At 64.8% G+C, this 16,128-nt stretch carries 13 protein-coding genes; 3 read left to right on the forward strand and 10 right to left on the reverse strand.

Annotated elements, in window-relative coordinates:
* Nucleotides 1-108: 108 nt before the first annotated feature.
* The 4 genes from AU381_RS21610 to AU381_RS28880 form a co-directional block, all read right to left on the reverse strand.
* Nucleotides 109-759 carry a response regulator gene (locus AU381_RS21610; protein ID WP_064243771.1) on the reverse strand — a complete coding sequence of 217 codons (651 nt, stop codon included), beginning with the start codon at nucleotides 757-759 and terminating at the stop codon, nucleotides 109-111.
* The gene (locus AU381_RS21615; RefSeq protein ID WP_064243772.1) at nucleotides 731-4,291 is read right to left on the reverse strand and encodes a hybrid sensor histidine kinase/response regulator; all 3,561 of its coding nucleotides are present in this window, start codon (nucleotides 4,289-4,291) and stop codon (nucleotides 731-733) included. The genes AU381_RS21610 and AU381_RS21615 overlap by 29 nt, the downstream gene beginning before the upstream one ends.
* A gap of 180 nt (nucleotides 4,292-4,471) precedes the next feature.
* Entirely contained in the window at nucleotides 4,472-5,977 is a 1,506-nt protein-coding gene (mctP, locus tag AU381_RS21620) for a monocarboxylate uptake permease MctP (protein WP_064243773.1), read from the reverse strand.
* Nucleotides 5,967-6,143, reverse strand: coding sequence for a DUF3311 domain-containing protein (locus AU381_RS28880; RefSeq protein WP_014331092.1), 177 nt, complete (start codon nucleotides 6,141-6,143; stop codon nucleotides 5,967-5,969). Before AU381_RS28880 ends, mctP begins: the two co-directional genes overlap by 11 nt.
* A 493-nt stretch (nucleotides 6,144-6,636) precedes the next feature.
* On the opposite strand from AU381_RS28880, the gene AU381_RS21625 reads away from it, so the two are divergent.
* Nucleotides 6,637-6,993 (forward strand): SPW repeat protein, encoded by a 357-nt coding sequence (locus tag AU381_RS21625; RefSeq protein WP_064243774.1) that lies wholly within the window; start codon nucleotides 6,637-6,639, stop codon nucleotides 6,991-6,993.
* A 149-nt stretch (nucleotides 6,994-7,142) separates the two neighbouring features.
* Here AU381_RS21625 and AU381_RS21630 read toward each other — a convergent pair whose 3' ends face one another.
* The 6 genes from AU381_RS21630 to AU381_RS21655 all read right to left on the reverse strand — a co-directional run bounded on the left by AU381_RS21630 (nucleotide 7,143) and on the right by AU381_RS21655 (nucleotide 13,478).
* Nucleotides 7,143-8,231, reverse strand: a complete 1,089-nt coding sequence (locus AU381_RS21630; RefSeq protein ID WP_064243775.1) for a Gfo/Idh/MocA family protein — start codon at nucleotides 8,229-8,231, stop codon at nucleotides 7,143-7,145.
* A gap of 11 nt (nucleotides 8,232-8,242) precedes the next feature.
* Nucleotides 8,243-9,028 (reverse strand): ThuA domain-containing protein, encoded by a 786-nt coding sequence (locus AU381_RS21635; RefSeq protein WP_064243776.1) that lies wholly within the window; start codon nucleotides 9,026-9,028, stop codon nucleotides 8,243-8,245.
* Nucleotides 9,029-9,167: 139 nt separating this feature from the next.
* Complete coding sequence (locus tag AU381_RS21640; RefSeq protein ID WP_064243777.1) at nucleotides 9,168-10,193, reverse strand: ABC transporter ATP-binding protein; 1,026 nt, start codon at nucleotides 10,191-10,193, stop codon at nucleotides 9,168-9,170.
* A 64-nt stretch (nucleotides 10,194-10,257) separates the two neighbouring features.
* Nucleotides 10,258-11,088, reverse strand: coding sequence for a carbohydrate ABC transporter permease (locus AU381_RS21645; RefSeq protein WP_064243778.1), 831 nt, complete (start codon nucleotides 11,086-11,088; stop codon nucleotides 10,258-10,260).
* Entirely contained in the window at nucleotides 11,088-12,074 is a 987-nt protein-coding gene (locus tag AU381_RS21650; protein WP_064243779.1) for a carbohydrate ABC transporter permease, read from the reverse strand. Before AU381_RS21650 ends, AU381_RS21645 begins: the two co-directional genes overlap by 1 nt.
* 141 nt (nucleotides 12,075-12,215) lie before the next feature.
* Nucleotides 12,216-13,478 (reverse strand): ABC transporter substrate-binding protein, encoded by a 1,263-nt coding sequence (locus AU381_RS21655; RefSeq protein ID WP_064243780.1) that lies wholly within the window; start codon nucleotides 13,476-13,478, stop codon nucleotides 12,216-12,218.
* Nucleotides 13,479-13,844: 366 nt separating this feature from the next.
* On the opposite strand from AU381_RS21655, the gene AU381_RS21660 reads away from it, so the two are divergent.
* Entirely contained in the window at nucleotides 13,845-14,873 is a 1,029-nt protein-coding gene (locus AU381_RS21660; RefSeq protein ID WP_064243781.1) for a substrate-binding domain-containing protein, read from the forward strand.
* Entirely contained in the window at nucleotides 14,870-16,087 is a 1,218-nt protein-coding gene (locus AU381_RS21665; protein ID WP_425288628.1) for a BaiN/RdsA family NAD(P)/FAD-dependent oxidoreductase, read from the forward strand. The genes AU381_RS21660 and AU381_RS21665 overlap by 4 nt, the downstream gene beginning before the upstream one ends.
* Nucleotides 16,088-16,128 lie beyond the last annotated feature (41 nt).

Here is a 16,128-nt window from a genome sequence, read left to right on the forward strand (position 1 = left end):
GGTCGAGGCGCAATGCGCGCCACATCTATTCTCCCCCCTTGTGGGACCTTGTGGGGGAGATGGCCGGCAGGCCAGAGGGGGTTTCAGTGCAACACCATCGAGAACGCCCTATCCCGCATCGCGGACGCTCGCTGACAGCAGCCGTTCGCACAGCACCGCCGCCTGGGTGCGGCTGACGACGCCGAGCTTCTTGAGGATCGCCGAGACATGCACCTTGACGGTCTGCTCGGCGATGTCCATCTCGCCGGCGATCTGCTTGTTGAGCTTGCCCTCGATGATCTTCGTCAGGATGCGCAGTTGCTGCGACGACAGCAAAGCGAGGCGTGCGCTCATCGCCGCATCCGGGTCGGCCGTCTCGGCCCCGAAGCGCGGCGGTGTCCATATCTCGCCCTCGAGGATGGCGCGGATCGCGCTCGCCATTTCCGGCAGGTCCAGCGACTTGGGGATATAGCCGGAGGCCCCGAAGGTGATCGCCTTCTGGATCGTCGCCGCGTCCTGCTTGGCCGAAACGATCGCCACCGGAAGGGTCGGGTAATGGGCATGCAGCAGGAACAGTCCGGCAAAGCCGTCGGTGCCGGGCATGGTCAGGTCGAGAAGGACGAGGTCCACCTCCTGCCGATCGCCCGAGAGCACGTTCAAGACCTCGTCGACCGACCGGCAGGCGATCAGGTCGAGGTCCGGCAGCACCGCGACGAGAGCGCTGCGCAAGGCTGCCTGGACCATCGGATGGTCATCCGCGATGACGATGCGCGTGCTCATGTCCTTCCTCCCCTTCCCTCTGCAATGCGGCGCCCTTTTGCAGGCCGACGGCATCCAGATATCGTCTCAAGGCGGCCGGTTTCACCGGCTTCGCCATGACCTCGCAGCCCAGCGCCTTCGCCTCCGCGCCGACCTCCTCGCTGCGGTCCGCAGTGATCACGAGAGCGCCGACCTCCCGGCCCCAGTGTTTGCGCAGCCTGTCCAGCACCTCGACGCCGGTCGTGCCGTCGAGATGATAATCAACGAGCGCCAGATCTGGCACCTGGCCGTCGCAATTGGCAAGCGCCGTCCTCTCGTCGCCCGCAACAATCGGCCGGTGCCCCCAGCGGGAAAGCAAGGCGGCGAGCCCCTCTCGTATCGAGCTATCATTGTCGACGCAGAGCACGGTGAGCGCGGCATGGTTCGCCACCGAGGGCTGGGCGATCTTTTCCGAAGCGGCGACTGCGGCGCCTCCCGCCGCGAGCGGGACGGTGACGGCGAAACAGGTTCCGTGCCCCGGGCGGGAGCGCACGTCCAGGCGAAGCTCGAGCAAACGGCAGATGCGCTCGACGATCGCCAGGCCGAGGCCGCTCCCCTTCTCCCGCTCCTCGCCCGTATCGAGCCGGCGAAACTCCTCGAATATCTCCTTCTGCCGCTCCGGGGCGATGCCGATGCCGGTATCGCGCACTTCGATGCACAAGCCATCCTTCCGCCGCCGGCACCCCAGCAGGACCCTTCCGCTCGGCGTGTAGCGTATGGCGTTCGAGAGCAGGTTCTGCAGCACGCGACGCAGGAGCTGCGGGTCGGTCCGGACGACGCGTGCCGAGGCAACGACCTTGAGCGCGAGGCCGCGCTGGCGCGCCAGGGCGGAGAATTCCAGCTCGAGCTGGGCGAGAAGCGAGCCGACGGAAAAATCGACGGGCTGCGCCCGCGCGGCACCGGAATCATAGGACGAAATATCGAGCAGTTCGTCGAGCAGACGCTCCGTCGAGGACAGTGCCGCCGCCGCGTTCCTCGCAAGCGCCCGCTCCTCTGCCAGCAGGCCCTTTCCTGCTTCGTCGGGCTTCAGGGTCTCGTCAAGTGCCGCCAGATAGAGCCGCGCCGCGTTCAGCGGCTGCAGCAGATCGTGGCTTGCCGCAGCGAGGAAGCGTGTCTTGCCAATATTGGCCCGCTCGGCCTCGGCCTTGGCCTGCTCAAGCGCCTGCGTCCGCTCCTGGACGCGCCGCTCCAGTTCCTCGTTGGCGCGGCGCAGCCCCGCCGCGGCCCGATGCCGCTCGGTCACGTCCGTATAGGTCGAGATATAGCCGCCCTCCGCCATGCGGTCATAGGCGATCTCCAGCACCATGCCGTCGGGCCGCTTGCGTTCGTAGACATAGGGCCAGGACTGCGTCGCGAGGTCCCGGTTGACGAGCAGTGCCTTGAGGTCCTCGGCGTCGTACTCGCCGCGCTCGCGGTTGAAGTCGACGAGGTCGGCGAGCGGCAGGCCGACGCGAATCAGGTCCTTCGGCAGGTCGAGCAGAGTCAGGAAGCGGGCGTTCCACGCCTCGATGGCGAGGTTGGCGTCGAAGACGCAGATGCCCTGCGGCACGCTTTCGAGCGCCCCTTGCAGGAGCTTGCGGTTGAAATGCAGCGCCTGCGACGCCTCGTCGAGCATCCCCACGGCTGCCTTGCGCGACAGCGAGCGGCTTTCGAGCGCCGCGGCCATCACCACGCGCGCCGACGCCGCGCCGAGCGCGCCCGCGATGAGGTTCTCGGTGAACCGCATCGCTTCCGCGTCGGCGAGCCCGTCCTGTCGCGAGCGGCGCTGTTCCACGAAATCATCGAAGGCGGATGCGCTGCGCTCGGCTCCGACGAAACGCGCGGCAAACGTCTTCAGGTCGTCGAGCCGCGTGACGAGCGGCAAGGAGGCAAGCGGTGGCTGCTGCGCGGGGACTCCCCCGGCGAAGGCCTCCGCCTGGAGGCGCTCGAGCGGCGAGCGATCCGCCAGCAGGGAGACGGCCGCAAAGACCAAGAGATTGGCACCAAGGCTCCAGAGCGTCGCATGCGAGATCGGGTCGAGGCCGGCAACACCGAACAGCGATTGAGGCTTGAGCCAGGCGAGCCCGATTGGCCCATTGGCGACAAGCGCATCGACGGCGGGGACGAGCGGCGCAATCGAGGGAAGGATCAGCGTGTAGATCCAGAAGGCGAAGCCGACGACGATGCCTGCCGTGGCCCCCGCCCCCTTGGCGCGCCGCCACAGCAAGCCGCCCAGAAGGGCCGGTCCGAACTGGGCGATCGCAACGAAGGAGAGGAGGCCGATCACCGTCAGCGGATAGGCCTGGTCGACCAGCCGGTTCATCAGATAGGCGAGCAGCAGGATCCCTGCGACGGAAATCCGCCGCACCAGAAGCAGCGCCGCGGGCGACGGCCAGATCGCGCCGGACCGGCCGACGAGGCGCGAGCGCAGGAGAAGCGGGACGATGACGTCGTTGCAGAGCATCGTGCTCAGCGCCACCGAGGCGACGATCACCATGCCGGTCGCCGCCGAGAAGCCGCCGAGAAAGGCGACCAGCGCCATCGTCGGCGCATCGGCGGCAAGCGGCAGGGAGATCACGAAGGTGTCGGGGTTTACCGTATCGGCGAAACGCGCAATGCCGGCGATGGCGATCGGCACCATCAGCACGCTGAAGAAGATGAGATAGGCGGGGTAGAGCCAGGCGGCGGCGCGCACCTGCGATAGCGACCTGTTCTCGACCACCGCGACATGGAACATGTGCGGCAGGCAGAGGAACGAGATCGCGGCGATGATGGTGTTGGATATCCAGGTCGGATCGGCAAAGTCCGGCGCCAGCAGTGACTCCATGCGCGGATCCGCTTGCGCGCGGGCGACGAGGTCGCCGAGGCCGTCGAACATGCCGAAGACGATGAACAGCGCGACGATGACGAAGGCGGACAGCTTGACGAGGCTCTCGAAGGCGATCGCCGCCATCAGCCCGCGGTGATGCTCGCTCGCATGGATATGCCGAACGCCGAACATGATGGCGAACAGCGCCATCGACGCGGCGACCGCAAGGGTGCTGTCGCCGCGGATCGGCCGGACCGCTCCGGGGGCAACGGCCGGCGCGGTCAGGATGTCGAAACTGGTGCCGACCGCCTTCAGCTGCAGCGCGATATAGGGCAACACGGCAAGCAGCGCCGCCATGGTGACGAGCGCCGCAAGCCCCTGGCTCTTGCCGTATCGCGCCGCGATGAAGTCGGCGATCGAGGTGATGTTCTGGCTTTTCGCGACCGTGACGATCCTGGCGATCAGCCGCTGCCCGAAGATGAGAACGAGGGTCGGACCGATATAGATCGACAGGAAGTCGAATCCGCTCAAAGCCCGTCCGACCGAACCGTAGAAGCTCCAGGACGTGTTGTAGATGGCAAGCGTCAGCGCGTAGCCGAGTGCCGACATCCACTCGGCCGGAACGGCCAAGCGGCGGCCCGCACCTTGCCGATCCGTCCACCAGGCAATCAGGAACAGGATCACGACATAGGCTGTAGAAACGGAGAGGACGACCCAACCGGGCATGGCACCTCGCTGCCCAACTGCAGCAATTTCAAAGTGCTATAGCGACCTTGCGGATTTGATCGGACGCGGCGCTGTAGCAGCGGCATTTTCCATCAGGCCGCCGTCGGTTCATTGCCATATCGGCCGGCGAATGGCAACGCGCGGCGCAAAGGGCCGGCCTGATCCGCCGGCCCCTTGGGATTAGCTGCGCGAGTCGGCCTCGGCGACCGTCAGGTCGTCGGCGGTCTCTTTCGCCGGCACGACGAGGTTGACGACCACTGCGACCGCGACGTTGAGCGCCAGAGCCAGCAGTCCGGTATAGACCGAGACGGTCATCCCGTCGAAGGCCAGCGCATGCAGCGGTTTCAATCCGTCCGACCAGACGAGCGCCGAGCCGCCGATGAAGCCGGCCGCCCAGCCGGCAAGCAGCGCCGGAGCCCGGAACCAGCTGGTGTAGAGGCCGAAGACGAGGGCCGGCAGGGTCTGCAGGATCCACAGGCCGCCGAGCAGCTGCAGGTCGAGCGCGAACTGGGTCGGCAGTATGAGGATGGCGAGAAGCGCCCCCACTTTCACCAGCATCGAGGTGATCTTGGCGACCTGCGCCTCGCCGGCCGGCGTGACATCGGGGTTGACCCAGACCTTCCAGAAGTTGCGGGTGAAGAGGTTCGCCGCGCCGATGCTCATGACCGCCGCCGGAACGAGCGCGCCGATGGCGATCGCCGAGAAGGCGAAACCTGCGAACCAGCCCGGGAAGAGCGTCTTGAACAGCGTCGGGACGACGTCGTTGTTGCTCTGAAGCTGCAGCCCGGCGGCGTGCCCCATGTAGCCGAGGAGCGCGAGCAGGCCGAGGAGCAGCGTATAGGCGGGCAGCAGCACCGCATTCTTGCGGATCGTATTGGCGCCCGACGAGGCGAAGATGCCGGTCAGGGTGTGCGGATACATGAAGGCGGCGAGCGCCGAACCGAGCGCCAGCGTCACATAGGGGACGAGCTGCGCCGGATCGAGCAGGATGCCGCCCTTGCCCTTCGCCTCGAAGGCCGCATCGGCCGCCGAGAAGACGGCGCTGTAGCCGCCGAGCTTGGAAGGCACGACGATGATCGCCGCGAGCACCACGATATAGATCATGATGTCCTTGACGAAGGCGATGAGCGCCGGCGCCCGGAGGCCCGACGAATAGGTGTAGAGTGCCAGCACCAGGAAGGCGAGGATGATCGGCATCTCGCCGGTCAAGCCCAGCGCCTTGATCGCCACCTCCATGCCGATGAGCTGCAGGGCGATATAGGGCATCGTGGCAATGACGCCGGTGGAGGCGACGGCAAGCTCCAAAGCGCGCGAGCCGTAGGTACCGCGGACCACGTCGCCGGCGGTCACGTAGCCGCGCTCTTTCGCCGCCTTCCACAGAAGCGGCATCACGGCGAAGACCAGCGGATAGACGATGATCGTGTAGGGCAGCGCGAAGAAGCCGTAGGCGCCGATCGCATAGACCAGCGCCGGCACGGCGATGACCGTGTAGGCGGTGTAGAAGTCGCCGCCGACCAGGAACCAGGTGATCCAGGTGCCGAACTTGCGGCCGCCGAGGCCCCATTCGTCCAGGTGATCGAGCGATTCCGCCCGGCGCCAGCGCGAGGCGAAGAAGCCCATGGCCGTGACGAGCACGAAGAAGAAGATGAAGACGGCGAGCGCCGGCATGTCGATGTTAGCCGTCATGACGCACGCTCCTGTAGACGAAATAGGTGAGCAAGGACGTCAGCGGCACCCAGGCAAGCTGGTACCAGTAGAAGAACGGAAAGCCGAAGAGCTTCGGCTCCTCGAAATTATAGAAGGGGACCCAAAGCAGCCCGATATAGGGCGCCAGCAGCAACAGGCGTATCACGTTTTCCTCCCGCGATGTCTGGACTGAAGCGGGACGAGGAAAAATATGCGCGGCTCTCCGCCCGCCTCCCGCTTTTCACTGATCGATGGCACGTGATCCTCGGCACGTGTGCCCATCGAATAGCGCCAAACGCCGCGCCGCGGCCTCCCTACTTTCGCTCCGGCGCCCCCCTACTTTCGCTCATCCTCCTGCCGCTCTGGAGACGGGGAAAGGCATGAATCTCCTTCCGGCGGGCAAGGATGTCCGGTGCGGAGGCCGGAAACAACCTTTACACGACCGGGCTTTCGGCGTTCCCCGCAGGTCATGCGCAGCCGGAATAACCTGCAAAAACCGTATATTGCGGGATTTCTTGAATCGGCTTCGATTTAAGGATAAAATTACGCCAGCAATTCAAGGCGTTACGGCAACCGTGCGATCACAGGCGACCGGAGCTGGAACGTGTGTTGCACGTGAGTGGTGACGCTTTGATCAAGCTTCATACGTGGAGGTTGTCATGCCCAACACTCTTATGGCAGGAAGAAGAAGCCAGGATTGGGCCAATCTGGTCCTGGCAGTATGCCTGTTCCTCTCGCCCTGGGTCATCGGCTTCGCATCGGATACGACGCCGACCTGGAACGCATGGATCGCCGCTATCGTGCTCGGCGCCCTTGCGGTCGCGACCCTTTCGGCATTCGCCGAATGGGAGGAATGGGCCAATATGGTGATCGGCCTGTGGTTGATCGTCTCTCCCTGGATCCTCGGCTTCATGGCGAATGTGAACGCGATGTGGACTCACGTCATCCTCGGCGTACTCGTCGCCGCCATCGCCGCCTGGGCGGTCTGGGACTATCGTCACCACTTGCACGTCTAAAGCGCGACGGCTTCGGTTCAACCGAAGCCGTCATCGTCTGAATGGAGCGAGCGGCCGTGAATTGTCGCCCGGAGTGCGTTCCCTGTGAACGCCGGCCGCGATGACTGTCTCCCGCCTCTGGAAGGACCGGAAAGCGGGAGCAGCATGTGTCACCCGCCGACGGCGAGGCGCCCGTCCTGAACCCACTCCACGTCGGCGACGCCGAGTTCCCGGCGTTCGCGTTCCGTCTCGATCGCCAGGTCGAGGACCTTCTGCAGGTCGGCGGCATGGCGGAAGCCGGGCTCGGCCATCTGCCCGGCCCGAACGGCGGCGACGAAGCGCTCGTAGTTGGTCGGCACCGTGCCCGCATCGACCTCGCGCCAGATGGCCTTTTCGACATCTGGCCCGAGGCACGCTTTGAGACTCGATCCGTCCGGCGTGTGGATCACCTCCAGCGCACCCTTGTCGCCATGCAGCCTCAGCCGCAGCTCGTTCAAATGGCCGGTCGCCCAGCGGCTCGCATGGATGACGCCCATGGCGCCGCTGTCGAACTCCACCGTCATGGCGAAACTGTCATTGGCATCGAGGTCGTATTCGCCGATCCGGTTGCCGGGTGCCTTGTCGAAGGCCTTCAGCCGGGCGAAGACGCGCTCGACCGAAATCCCGGCGCCGTAGCCGGCGAAATCCAGAATATGAATGCCGACATCCCCGAGCACGCCGTTCGAACCGTGCCTGGTCGAGAGCCGCCACAGCCATTTGGACTCGCTTGCCCAGTCGCCCCAGGCCTTCGACACCAGCCAGCTCTGCAGGTAGGAGGCTTCCAGATGCCTGACCTCGCCGATCGCGCCGGAGAGCACCAGTTCGCGCGCCTTCTGCAGCGGCGCGACATTGCGATAGGTGAGGTTGACCATGGCGACGAGGCCCGAGCGCTCGGCCGCCGCGGCCATTTCCGCCGCCTTTTCATAATTCTCCGCCAGCGGCTTTTCGCAAAGCACATGCTTGCCGGCGGCAATCAGCGCCAGGGTCGTCGGATGGTGCGCCTTGTCCGGGGTGACGTTCGTCGCGGCGTCGAACTCGCCCCACGCGATCGCCTCCTCGAGCGAGGAGAAGGTGCGGTCGATGCCGTGCTGTTCGGCAAAGGCCTTGGCGCGGTTCGGGTCGACATCGACGGCGCCGACGATTTCGACGCCGTCTATCTTGGCGAAGGCGTTTGCATGGCTGTTTGCCATGCCGCCGGTTCCGAGTATCAGCAGACGCATCGGCAGCCTCCTCATCTGTAGCCAGCCTCGCCGGCGCGGTGCAGTTTCGGGCCGCGCTCGACGATCGGCTCCAGCGCCTTTTCCACCGGCACGTTCGGCGCCTCGTGGATCGCCTTGTAGGACCCTTGAGGGTTGTAGGCCCATTTCACCGAATTGCGCAGCACATGCTGCACCGTTTGATCGTGATAGGTCGGGTAGGTCTCGTGGCCGGGGCGGAAATAGAAGATGTTGCCGGCGCCTCGCCGCCAGGTCAGCCCGGAGCGGAACACCTCGCCGCCCGCGAACCAGGAGATGAACACCGTCTCCAGCGGCTCCGGCACGGAGAACTGCTCGCCATACATCTCCTCGTGCTCGATGACGAAATTGTCGCCGAGCCCCTCGGCGATCGGGTGGCGCGGGTTGACCACCCAGACGCGCTCGCGCTCGCCCGCCTCGCGCCATTTAAGCGCGCAGGGCGTGCCCATCAGCCGCTTGAAGACCTTGGAGAAATGGCCGGAATGCAGGACGATCAGCCCCATGCCCTCCCAGACCCGCTTGGCGACCCGCTCGACGATCCGGTCGTCGACGGCGCCGTGGTCCTTGTGGCCCCACCACAGAAGCACCTCGGCCGAAGCCAGCCGCTCCTCGCTCAGCCCATGTTCCGGCTCCTGCAGCGTCGCCGTCGTCGCCTTGATCGCCGGATCGGTGTTCAGCGCCGCGGCGATGGTGTTGTGCATGCCGTCCGGATAGATTTCCCTGACGACGGCATTCGTCTGCTCGTGGATGTTCTCACCCCATACGATGGTGTTGATAGACAAGGTCGTTCTCCTGCTGATTGGGGCATCCGCCGCGGGTGCCCGCTGTCCGTGAATTGAATCAGTCGACCGTGGTCGGGCTGGGATTTCGCCCTACCGGGTCTAACGTCTGGCGTTTGGAAATGATCCGAAATCGATAGATCTAGGCGGCACCTCTGAGGATATGCCGGCCGACAGACCGTCCCGCCGCATCGAAGCGGTGGATCTGGCCGGCCTCCGGCGAAATCCGCACCGTCTCCCCCGGCTGGTGCCGCGACGTGCCGTTCTCCCGGACGATCACCGGTTCGCCGGCGCCGATATCGAGATAGATGTAGCTGTCGGATCCGAGCATCTCCGAGTGGACGACGGTTCCGGCCCATTGTCCGTCCTCGGCGATCTGCAGGTGCTCGGCCCGGATGCCGATGGTCTTCGCCTCATAAAGCTCGGCGAAGGGCCCCGAGAGGAAGTTCATCTTCGGCGAGCCGATGAAGCCCGCGACGAAGACCGAGTTGGGATTCTCGTAAAGCTCGAGCGGCGTGCCGATCTGCTCGACGCGCCCGTCCCTGAGCACGCAGATGCGATCGGCGAGCGTCATCGCCTCGACCTGATCATGGGTGACATAGATCATCGTCGTCTTGTGCATGCTGCGATGCAGCTTGGCGATCTCGATGCGGGTCGCGACGCGCAGCGCCGCATCGAGGTTGGAAAGCGGCTCGTCGAACAGGAAGACCTTCGGATCGCGCACGATCGCGCGGCCGATCGCGACGCGCTGCCGCTGGCCGCCGGAAAGCTGGCGCGGCAGGCGTTCGAGATAGGGGGTGAGCTGCAGCATCTCCGCCGTCGCCTCGACCCGCTTGCGGCACTGCTCCTTGTCCTTGCCGGCAAGCTGCATGCCGAAAGCCATGTTCTCGAAGACCGTCATGTGCGGATAAAGCGCATAGGACTGGAAGACCATCGCGATGCCGCGTTTCGACGGGACGAGATGATTGACGACCTCACCGTCGAAGGCGAGCGTGCCGGAGGTGATTTCCTCGAGGCCGGCGATCAGTCTCAGAAGCGTCGATTTCCCGCAGCCGGAGGGGCCGACGAAAACCATGAACTCGCCGGCCCGGATGTCCATGCTGACGCCCCTGATGACCTCATAGGCGCCGAAGGACTTGCGAATGTCGCGCAATTGCAGCTCTGCCATGTTTTGACTCCTAAATCAGGCGGGATGCGGGCGGAAAACCGCGCACACTTTTCCTCATCCCGCACTAGCCTTTGACGCCGCCGGCCGTCAGGCCGGAAATGATCCGCCGCTGAAAGATGAGCACCAGCACCACGAGCGGCACGGTGACGATCACCGATGCGGCCATGATGTTGCCCCAGGGAATTTCGAAGTTGCTGCTGCCCGAAAGCAGCGCGATTGCCACCGGCACGGTGCGCTGCACGTCGGACGAGGTGAAGGTCAGCGCAAAGAGGAATTCGTTCCAGGCGGCGATGAAGGCGAGCAGGCCGGTCGTGACCAGGGCCGGCCACATCAGCGGCATGAACACCCGCGTGATGATCACCCAGGGCGAGGCGCCGTCGACGATCGCCGCCTCTTCGATCTCCACCGGCAGGTCGCGCATGAAGGTGGTCAGCACCCAGACCGTGAACGGCAGCGTGAAGATCATGTAGGAGAAGATCAGCGCCAGCGGCGTGTTGAAGATCCCGATCCCGCGGATGAGCTCGAAAAGGCCGGCAAGAACGGCGATCTGCGGGAACATTGACACCGACAGGATGGTGAGAAGCAGCAGCGACCGGCCGCGAAAGCGCACGCGACCAAGCGCATAGGCCGCCGTCACGGCGAAGAGCAGCGAAATGGCGACGACCAACGTCGCCACCAGCAGCGAATTGCCGAGGTTGCGCAGGAAGCTGCCAGCCGACACGACGCTTATGTAATTGGCGACCGACAGTTCGCTCGGCCAATAATCGATGCGGAACAGGGCAGTGCCGGATTTGAGGCTCGTCAGGATCGCGTAGTAGAAGGGAAAGACCGCAATCAGAATGATCGTTGCGACGAGCAGATAGAAAGCGGTGCGTTTCGCAAGCGTGGCAACCATCAGCGTTCCCCTCCTTCGAAATTGACGCGACCAAACCACATGTAGAGGATCGTGATCGAGGCGATGATCAGGAACAGCATCGTCGAGGCGGCGGCGCCGTAAGCGAACTTGTCGAAATCGAAGAGGTTCTCGCGGGCCAGCACCGACATCGTCTTCGTCTGCGCATTGTTGGGCGTCAGCACGTAGATGAGGTCGAAGATGCGTAGCGCGTCGAGCATGCGGAAGATCACCGCGACCATCAGCGCCGGCCGGATGAGCGGCAAGGTCACCCGCCAGAACACCCGGAGCGGATGGACGCCGTCGATCTTCGCCGCCTCGTAGATGTCGACCGGTACCATCTGCAGGCCGGCGAGGATCAGGAGCGCCATGAACGGCGTCGTCTTCCAGACGTCGACGATGAGCACCGCGACCATTGCCGTGTCAGGACTGGCGGTCCAGGCGATCTTCTGGCTGATCAGCCCGAGCCCGAGCAATATCTCGTTCAGGATGCCGAACTGGTCGTTGAGCATCCAGGCCCACATCTTGGCCGAAACGATCGTCGGGATCGCCCAGGGAATGAGGATTGCCGCCCGCACCAGGCCGCGTCCGGGAAAATGAGCATTCAGCACCAGGGCGACGACCAGGCCCAGCGCCGTCTCGATGCTGACCGAGATCAGCGTGAATTTCAGCGTGTTCCAGACGGCGTTCCACCAGGCCGGATCGGCGAGCAGGCCCTTGTAGATGGTCCGGCCGCTCTTCAGAGTGATCCAGGAAAGATAGTTCTGGAAGCCGACGAACTCGGCGCCGGCAAGGTTCGTCAGCGACGCATCGGTGAAGCTGAAATAGATGGTCCGGACAAGCGGCCAGCCGGCGACCAGCGCCAGCACTAAGAGGGTCGGCGCCAGGAACACCCAGGCGGAGCGGACGCGCTGGGCCTTGAGGTCCGAATGGATATGGCTCGGATGCGCAAGCGCGGCCGGTGGATCCGCGACAGTGAGATCGGTCATGAGATGGCTCCCCTTTGCCGTTCGGCTTTCGCCGCAAGGTTTCATGGGGATGGCGGCCGGAGTGGGCCGCCATCCCCGGCGACGGCTGCAAGGCGGGGAGAGAGGTACGAAGTTTTACAGTGCCTCCCCGCCCGGGGAGGTTTACCAGCTGTCGCCTTTGAGATCGGTCAGCTCGACTTCGAGCAGTTCGAGGTTCTCGGCAGCGGTTCCGTCGCCGGAGAGCGTGTTGTGGACGGCGCTCCAGAGCTTCGAGGAGACCTCGTTATACTTGACCTTGGTGACCGCGGACGGCCGCGGCACGGCGTTCTGGAAAATCGGCTTCCAGTTCGGCATGAAGGGCTGCGCGGCGGCGATTTCCGCGTCGTCGTAAAGCGCGGCGATCGTCGGCAGCTGCGACATCTGCAGGGCACGCGCCTTCTGCACTTCCTTGGACGAGAGGAACTTTACGAGCTCGATCGCCGCTTCCTGCTCATCGGAATATTTCGACACGGCGAGGTTCCAGCCGCCGAGCGTCGAGGACGGCTTTTCTCCATCGGTCGCCGTCGGCAGCGGCATCACGTCGAACTTCCCCTTCACCGCGCTGTCGTCACCATTGCCGAGCGCATAGGCATAGGGCCAGTTGCGCATGAAGACGGCATTGCCGGTCTGCCAGACGCCGCGCGATTCTTCCTCCTGATAGGCAAGCACGCCCTCAGGCGAGATCGTGCCGATCCAGCCCTTCACCCGCTCGATGGCAGCGGCCGCCTTTTCGTTGTTGACGGAGATCGTCCCGTCTGACTCGACGATCTGACCGCCGCCCGAGGACTTGATCCATTCGAGCGCATTGCAGGTGAGGCCCTCATAGGCATTGCCCTGGAAAACGAAACCCCAGACATTCGCCTTTCCGGCGGCACGCTCCTTTTCCTGGATTTCCCCTGCGGTCGCCGCCAGCTCGTCCCAGGTCCTGGGCGGCGTCTTGCCGTATTTCTCCAGGAGGTCCTTGCGATAATAGAGCGCCGGCGCGTCGGTGAAGATCGGCAGGGCCACCAGTTTGCCGTTGACGGTCTGCGACTGGATGATCGACGGGAAGTGATCGCCGACCACGTCCTTGGCCGCCTCGGTGAGATCGATGAACTGGTCGGCGAGCTGCGGCGCCCAGATGACGTCCGTCTGGTAGACGTCGACGTCTTTGTTTCCGGCGGCCAGCCACAGCCGGTACTGGCTGAACTGCTCGCTGCTCGACGGCGGCATGGTGACGAGACTGACCTTGTGGCCGGTCTTCTTCTCGAAGGCGTCGAGCTGCTCGCGCATGAATTTCACGTTCTTGCCGGTGGTGTTGGCCGCAACCGAAAGTTCCGCGGCGGCGGCAAGATCGGCGGCGCCGAGAGCGGCGCAGAAAGTCAAGGTCCTCAGAAGCAGTGTCATGGTCGATGGCTCCTCCAAAATCCCCCACCGCTCGATAGCTCCTCGGCAAATTCGAAAACGGTTTGGCTGGAAAAAGGTGTCAGAAGCGCCAAATGATGTCAATACTCTGCCTCGCGGGACGGCGACGGATTGCCATTACGCAATTTAGTCGCTTTGTTTCAAATAGTTATGCTGTTTACAACTCTTCTTTGAATGCACTGCCCCTCTCAGTCCAAGTGACGTGCAATCAAACATTTTTTAAAACGATTTGGTAGATTTCCAGCGCTGGCGGCAGGAGGGAGCCCAACGCACGCCGATCGGTTGTTCCTCGCGGCAAAGGCGTATATTCCTCATCGAGCATCGGGGTTAAGGGAATAGACGGGCCGCATGAAGCTCAAGGAGTTCGCCAGCCAACTGGGCCTTTCGCCGACGACGGTCAGCCGCGCGCTGAGCGGCTATCCGGAGGTGAGCGAAAAGACACGCAAGCGCGTCGCGGAAGAGGCCGTGCGGCTCGGCTATCGCCCCAACATCAATGCGGTGCGATTGGTGACTGGGCGCGCCGGTGCGATCGGCGTCATCATGGGCCGCACCGGCGAATTTCACTTCGCCGAATTCATGAGCGGGATGGCCGAGCGCCTGGACGGCGAGGATATCGACATCCTTGTCAGCCCGACCGCGGATCGTGACGCCACCGATGAAATTTCGCTTTACAACAGGCTCGTCACCAGCGGCCGGGTCGATGCGGTGATCGTCCATTCGCCGAAGCCGAACGACGAGCGCATTGCCCTGCTGCATGGGCTGGGCTTTCCGTTCCTGGTGCATGGCCGCTCCGAAACCGACGTGCCGCATGCCTGGATCGATATCGACAACGAGAGCGCCATCCGGCGCGCCACCTCGCACCTCATCGACCTCGGCCACAGGCGCATCGCGATGATCAATGGCCGCCACGGGCGGACCTTCTCGCTGCATCGCGACAAGGGCTACCGCGACGCCCTGCAGGAGCGGGGCATCCCCTTCGATCCGCGGCTCGTCGCCCATGACCATTTCACCGACGAGCTCGGCTTTCGCTATTCCCGGTCGTTTCTCGAGCAATCGCCGCGTCCGACCGCCTTCGTCGCCGGCTCTATGATGACCGCGCTCGGAATCTATCGCGCGGTGCGCTCCCGCGGGCTCGTCGTCGGGAAGGACGTCTCGGTGATCGCCCATGACGACGTGTTTCCCTACCTGACGGCGGAGAACATGGTGCCGTCGCTTTCGGCGACCCGCTCCTCGATGCGCGCCGCCGGGGCGCGATCGGCGGATCTCGTTCTGCAGCTCCTGGGCGGGCGGCCAGCCGAGGAGATCCACGAGCTCTGGACCGTCGAACTGATCCTGCGCGAGTCGACCGGCCCGGCGCCGGCGGAAGCACAGTCATGAGCCGGCCAGTCATCGCACGCAGAAAGGTCGCTATCATCGGCGGCGGGCCGGCCGGCCTGATGGCGGCCGAGGTGCTGTCGGAAGCGGGCCATGCGGTGACGATCTACGAGGCGATGCCGACCGCCGCCCGCAAGTTCCTGCTCGCCGGCAAGTCCGGGCTCAATATCACCCATGCCGAGAGCTACCCGCGCTTCGCCACCCGCTTCGGCGCCGCCTCCGATCGCCTGCGCCCTGCCCTCGACGCCTTCACCCCGGACGACGTGCGGGCTTGGGCGGCGGGGCTCGGCACCGAAACCTTCGTCGGCTCCTCCGGCCGCGTCTTTCCGAAGACGATGAAGGCGTCGCCGCTGCTGAGGGCCTGGCTGCGCCGGCTGGAGGCGCAGGGCGCCACGCTTCTCACCCGGCACCGCTGGATCGGCTTTGCCGAGGACGGCTATCTCTTCGAGACGCCGGATGGGCGGAAGGTCGTCCACCCAGACGCCGCCCTGCTGGCGCTTGGCGGCGCAAGCTGGCCGCGGCTCGGCTCCGATGCCGCCTGGGTTCCCTGGCTAGACGCCAGGGGCGTAGAGGTCCGCGACTTCCGTCCCGCCAATTGCGGCTTCGACGTCGCCTGGAGCGAGACCTTTCGCGAGCGTTTCGCGGGCGAACCCTTGAAATCCGTCGTTGCCTCGTCCGAAGCCGGCGCCTTCGCGGGCGAGTTCGTGGTGAGCCGCCACGGCATCGTGGGCAGCCTCGTCTACGCCCATGCCGCCACCCTGCGCGATCGGCTCGAAGGGAATGGTAAGGCGACGCTTACGCTCGATCTCGCGCCGGGTCGAACCGCGGACCGCCTGAGGCGCGACCTGGCTCGACAGGACGGCAAGGCAAGCTTCGCCAACCGCCTCAGGAAGGGCGTCGGGCTCGAAGGCGTCAAAGCGGCGCTGTTGCGCGAGCTTGCGCCGGAAGCCTCGAAGGCCGATCCGGAACGGCTTGCGGCTGCGATAAAGGCTCTCCCCGTCCCGGTTCTGCGGCCACGGCCGATCGCCGAGGCGATCTCGTCTGCCGGCGGCATTGGCCTCGATCAGATCGACGATCGCTACATGCTGAAGACTGTTCCCGGCCTCTTCGTCGCCGGAGAGATGCTCGACTGGGAAGCGCCGACCGGCGGCTACCTGCTGACCGCCTGCCTGGCGACGGGCCGCGCCGCGGCGCGCGGCATCGAAGCCTGGCTCTGAGGCGACTGATCGGACCTATCGGCATTCCACCGGCGCAGTGC

Origin of the sequence: Sinorhizobium glycinis (assembly GCF_001651865.1) — a bacterium.
GTDB lineage: Bacteria > Pseudomonadota > Alphaproteobacteria > Rhizobiales > Rhizobiaceae > Sinorhizobium > Sinorhizobium glycinis.

Bases quoted from the DNA above. Each gene is read 5' to 3' on its own strand.
- AU381_RS21610 (WP_064243771.1), bottom strand. From the start codon at position 759: ATGAGCACGCGCATCGTCATCGCGGATGACCATCCGATGGTCCAGGCA.
- AU381_RS21615 (WP_064243772.1), bottom strand. From the start codon at position 4,291: ATGCCCGGTTGGGTCGTCCTCTCCGTTTCTACAGCCTATGTCGTGATC.
- mctP (WP_064243773.1), bottom strand. From the start codon at position 5,977: ATGACGGCTAACATCGACATGCCGGCGCTCGCCGTCTTCATCTTCTTC.
- AU381_RS21625 (WP_064243774.1), top strand. From the start codon at position 6,637: ATGCCCAACACTCTTATGGCAGGAAGAAGAAGCCAGGATTGGGCCAAT.
- AU381_RS21630 (WP_064243775.1), bottom strand. From the start codon at position 8,231: ATGCGTCTGCTGATACTCGGAACCGGCGGCATGGCAAACAGCCATGCA.
- AU381_RS21640 (WP_064243777.1), bottom strand. From the start codon at position 10,193: ATGGCAGAGCTGCAATTGCGCGACATTCGCAAGTCCTTCGGCGCCTAT.
- AU381_RS21645 (WP_064243778.1), bottom strand. From the start codon at position 11,088: ATGGTTGCCACGCTTGCGAAACGCACCGCTTTCTATCTGCTCGTCGCA.
- AU381_RS21650 (WP_064243779.1), bottom strand. From the start codon at position 12,074: ATGACCGATCTCACTGTCGCGGATCCACCGGCCGCGCTTGCGCATCCG.
- AU381_RS21655 (WP_064243780.1), bottom strand. From the start codon at position 13,478: ATGACACTGCTTCTGAGGACCTTGACTTTCTGCGCCGCTCTCGGCGCC.
- AU381_RS21660 (WP_064243781.1), top strand. From the start codon at position 13,845: ATGAAGCTCAAGGAGTTCGCCAGCCAACTGGGCCTTTCGCCGACGACG.
- AU381_RS21665 (WP_425288628.1), top strand. From the start codon at position 14,870: ATGAGCCGGCCAGTCATCGCACGCAGAAAGGTCGCTATCATCGGCGGC.